This is a genomic window from Leifsonia sp. (genome assembly GCF_051955155.1).
GTDB lineage: Bacteria > Actinomycetota > Actinomycetes > Actinomycetales > Microbacteriaceae > Leifsonia.
This window is the reverse complement of record NZ_JBQCGZ010000140.1, coordinates 1-4,047: the sequence shown is the minus strand read 5'-3', so window position 1 is coordinate 4,047 and position 4,047 is coordinate 1. Positions and strand designations below refer to the sequence as shown.

The following is a 4,047-nucleotide window of genomic DNA, read 5'->3' as shown; positions in this document are numbered from 1 at the left end:
ACCGCCAGCGAGGAGAGCGAGGCCGTCGAGTGGTGGCCCGTCGACCGCCTCCCTGCCAACATCCCGGCCGACTTCACCGTTCGGGTCCAGCGAGCTGTCGACAACGCTCGCCACTGAGCGACCGCTCGCCCCTCTGATCGGTCTGGTCCAGAGACGCACGCCTCCGGGCTTTCGATCACACGATGCGGGTGGTGTGTGATGAGAGGGTGAGCCGAGCCGCTGATTCGAGCAAACCGCGGGATCTCGGGTCGGTCAGCGGTCGTTACGGGATCTTCTTGACACCGGACGCGGCCACCTCAGCGGCGGTCACGAGCGTGACCGCCTTCATCCGAGCCCGATACGGGCTGATCTCCGCGGGCGCGTTCCCTCCGCACGTCACCCTCGCCGGCAGCCTCCCCATCACCAACGAGGAACGACTTCACGAAGTCATCGAGCAGGTCCTGCCGACGCAGGTGGCCTTCCCCGTGCACAACCGGGGCGTTCAGATACTCGGAGACATCGTCATCTACGACGTCGACAGCATCGATGGGCAGCAGAACCAGCGTCTTCGCGCACTCGCCATCTCCATCAACGACGCCGTCCGCCCCCTGCTCCATGCCACCAGCGGGCTTCCCGCGGACACGCACGACGGGTCACGGTTCCACGCGCACCTCTCGCTCGCCAGCCATGAGCTCTACGAACGCACCGACCTCCGTCAGGAGATCGCCGCGTTCGCCGCCGCCCTACCTGTGGCCGTCCCGAAGACCTTCACGGCCGACACGATCACGCTCTACCGGTTCGAACACCCCACCTGGGAAGGGCCGTGGTGGACCACCATGACCTGGAGCCACCGCCGCACTTGGCATCTGCGACAGCGCAGCTGACCACCCGTCTCAGAACCCTGCTGAACCGGCGGCGGACGGAGGCTCTCAGCTGGCTCCGTCAATGATCTCGACACCATGGGGCCGCGCCGTCGGTCAGGCTGGGGTCGTGCAAGGAGTCGTGAAGTTCTACAAGGCGGACAAGGGGTGGGGCGCGATCATGTGCCCCGAGCTGCCGACCGATGTGTGGGTGCACCTCTCCGTGATCGACGGATCCGGATTCCGGGAGTTCGCCGCGGGTGACGTCGTCGACTTCGACGTCGAGGAGGCCGAGCAGGACAGCTTCCACTTCCGAGCGACGCGCGCAGCATTCGTTCGACACGGCGCAGCACCCGAGTTGCGCCGTGTCGACGGGCAGGTGGTCGTCGTCGAACCGGGCACGCCCGACACACCGCTCCTTCGCCGACGAATGGACGACGCGTCGCGGGACACCGATCCGAGCTGAGCCGCGCGCCTCGCCGTCGTCTCAGGCGCCTGCTCGCGAGAACGGTCACTTGCGGTGATGGGTGCGTTCAGCGTGGAGTCGGTGTTCGCCGGGGAGCCTTGTCGATCTGACGGTGCAAGGGTGCTCTGGCTCGGCGACTTCCGACCCGTGAGCGAGATCCCGCCACCGGGCTCTTCTACGGCGGCCCCGCCTGCGCGAACGCCGACGGCAAGGTCGTCCTCTTCTACCAGGAGCGCACGAAGCTCGGCGCCCGATACGGCAACCTGGCGTTCTTCGACGCGGCTCAGCTCGACGAGGGCACGATGTGGCCCACCGGCTTCGCCGTCACCGAGCTGTCCACCGCCGACGAGGCGATCGTCGCAGCGAAGGTCAAGCAAGCGGCGGGCTCACAATAAAGGCCGCTCACCCGACGGACCCCCAGCCGGCGCTGGCCCGCTCCGTCCGGAAGCCCGGTACGGCGACGGTGTGTCGAGGTCGGTCCACAGCACCAGCTCCTGGGTTCCGCGGAGGGGTCCGGACTCCGAGGAATTCCGACCATCTGGACATGCGTGACGATCGCCGCCGTCCTGACCTTCTCGGACGGCGCGTGAACCCGGTCGCCGGGCACGCGCGGGCGGCCGTGGACGTCCCTCGCGCGGGGCGCACCCGAGATGGGGCTGCCGAGGTCGCCGGGCCGCGCCCTACCGTCGACGCAACGCGTTCCCCAGCGCGTCGGCCGCGGTGCACCCACACCGCCTGCCGCAGATCGATTCGAGACTGCTCCCCCATGTCGCGGCTCGGATCCACTCCCCCGAAAGTCGATCAGTGACCCCCGAAACGCTGTCACTCGAGACGCTGTCTCTCGAGAACCTGCTCACCGCCTCCGCGAAGCGCCGGATCCAGGACGTCCGGATCGCGGCGATCCTGCCCGCGTACAACGAGGAGGGCAGCATCGCGGCGACCATCACCTCGCTGCTCGATCAGACCCGGCCGCCCGAGGCGGTCTTCGTGCTCGTCAACAACTCCACCGATGACACCTACTACGTCGCCCGCGAGTTCGACGGCACCCACCGGGTCACCCGCCGAGACGTTGACTACGCGACCACCGTGACGACGATCGACCTCGGCGAAGTGCCGGACAAGAAGGTCGGCGCGCTCAACTTCGGATGGGCGCTCGCGAAGGACTTCGATTACATCCTCGGCGTGGACGCGGACACGGTCCTCGATCGTCACTGCCTGCAGCACCTGACTGCGGAGATGATGGACGACAGTCGCATCGGCGGTATCTCGGCGATCTACGGCTTCGACCAGACCGTGGCCCGCGGCCCGCTGCAGCACTTCCTGGTGCGCTCGCAGCGCTTCCAGTTCGCCGGCTTCAACATGGACAACCTGCTCCGCAACCGGAACATGGCGGTGCTGGGCGGCCAGTGCTCGCTGCTGAACGTCGCGGCGATGCGGCGCACCATGGCGGAGAACCACCAGGACGCGCCGTGGGTCGTGGACTCCGAGATCGAGGACTCGCTGCTGTCCCTGCAGCTCCGCTCCGCCGGCTTCCGCACCAAGATCTCGGCGAAGGCGCGGGCGGACGTCGGCGCGATGACCACGGTCCGCGCTCTCGACGCCCAGCAGGTGAAGTGGAACGCCGGCGGCGTCGAGCTGATCCTCGAGAAGCCGCTGCACCCGAACCTCCGCCTGCGCTGGCGCGAGAACCTCGGCATGGTCGCGAACCTCGCTTCGCGCATGCTGTTCATCGCCCTCGTCGCCGGTGCCCTGTCGATGCACGCCTTCCAATTCGCCTGGTGGTGGTCGCTGCCGCCCGTGGTCTCGGTGCTGCTGAACCTGCGCATCGCGACGAGCATGAAGGGCTGGACCGGACGGGACGTCTTCTACGCCCTGGCGTTCGTGCCGGGCGAGGTGTACATGCTCATGCGCGGGGTGCACTTCGTGAAGGCGTGGGCGCAGGTGATCAGCAGGACGGAGCGGGACAACTGGGCCGCGCAGGCGAACGCGGAGAACAACGGCAGCGCAGGCGCCTCCTGGTTCTTCGGACTCGTCGGCCTCGCCGCCGCGGCCGGGGCGACGGCGTGGGGCTGGCTGCAGCTCGACCTCGCGTGGCGCAGCGGCATCCTCACGATCGGCTGGACCGTGCTCGCGGTGCTGACGATCGTGCAGACGGTCGCCATGCTGCGGAAGCTCTTCCGACGTCAGCGCGGGTTCCGCGTCTGACGGACGAGTACCGACGACACCGAGCAGGACAGGGACGGACCGGTCGCAGGGGTGACCGGTCCGTCCCGCCTGCAAGAGTGCGCCACAGCAGATCGGTTCCTCGAGGGGCCGCCAGACCGACACGCATCGCCGATCCGGGAGAGCGACGCCGACCAGAACCTGCGAGAATCCCGAACGTGGGAAAGGTGCCCGACGACATCGGACCGACCGCCGGCCTCGCAACCTCGAGGAGGCGCTCCGCGCTGGCCCGCGTCGGACTGGTCACGCTCGCCGTGGGGACAGCGATGCTGCTCGCCGGATGCTACCGAGGCGTGGTCGAGTTGTCAGAGGGTCGGATCCGTCCGCTCCTCCCCATCGCGGTGGGCGCACCGTTGGCGGCCGAGCTCCTGCTGCTCATCGCCTTGGTCCTGCTCGCCTGTGCGGCGCTCCTCCTCGGCGCCGCCCGTCGCCGCCGGTCCCGGTAGCGACAGACCCGGCGGGTAATCGGGCGCGCCGCACCAAAAGCCCGATGCGGGCTGAGGGCGTGACGAGAATCCG

Annotated in this window: 4 protein-coding genes; all 4 read left to right on the top strand. The window is 68.6% G+C overall.

Annotated elements, in window-relative coordinates:
- The first annotated feature begins 314 nt into the window (after positions 1-314).
- Complete coding sequence (locus tag ACTHMF_RS15435) at positions 315-863, top strand: 2'-5' RNA ligase family protein (protein WP_440318801.1); 549 nt, start codon at positions 315-317, stop codon at positions 861-863.
- A gap of 118 nt (positions 864-981) precedes the next feature.
- A complete protein-coding gene (locus tag ACTHMF_RS15430; RefSeq protein ID WP_440318799.1) occupies positions 982-1,305 on the top strand; it encodes a cold-shock protein in 324 nt (107 codons plus the stop codon).
- A gap of 804 nt (positions 1,306-2,109) precedes the next feature.
- A complete protein-coding gene (locus ACTHMF_RS15425) occupies positions 2,110-3,510 on the top strand; it encodes a glycosyltransferase family 2 protein (RefSeq protein ID WP_440318797.1) in 1,401 nt (466 codons plus the stop codon).
- A gap of 176 nt (positions 3,511-3,686) precedes the next feature.
- Positions 3,687-3,974 carry a hypothetical protein gene (locus ACTHMF_RS15420; RefSeq protein WP_440318795.1) on the top strand — a complete coding sequence of 96 codons (288 nt, stop codon included), beginning with the start codon at positions 3,687-3,689 and terminating at the stop codon, positions 3,972-3,974.
- Positions 3,975-4,047: the final 73 nt, after the last annotated feature.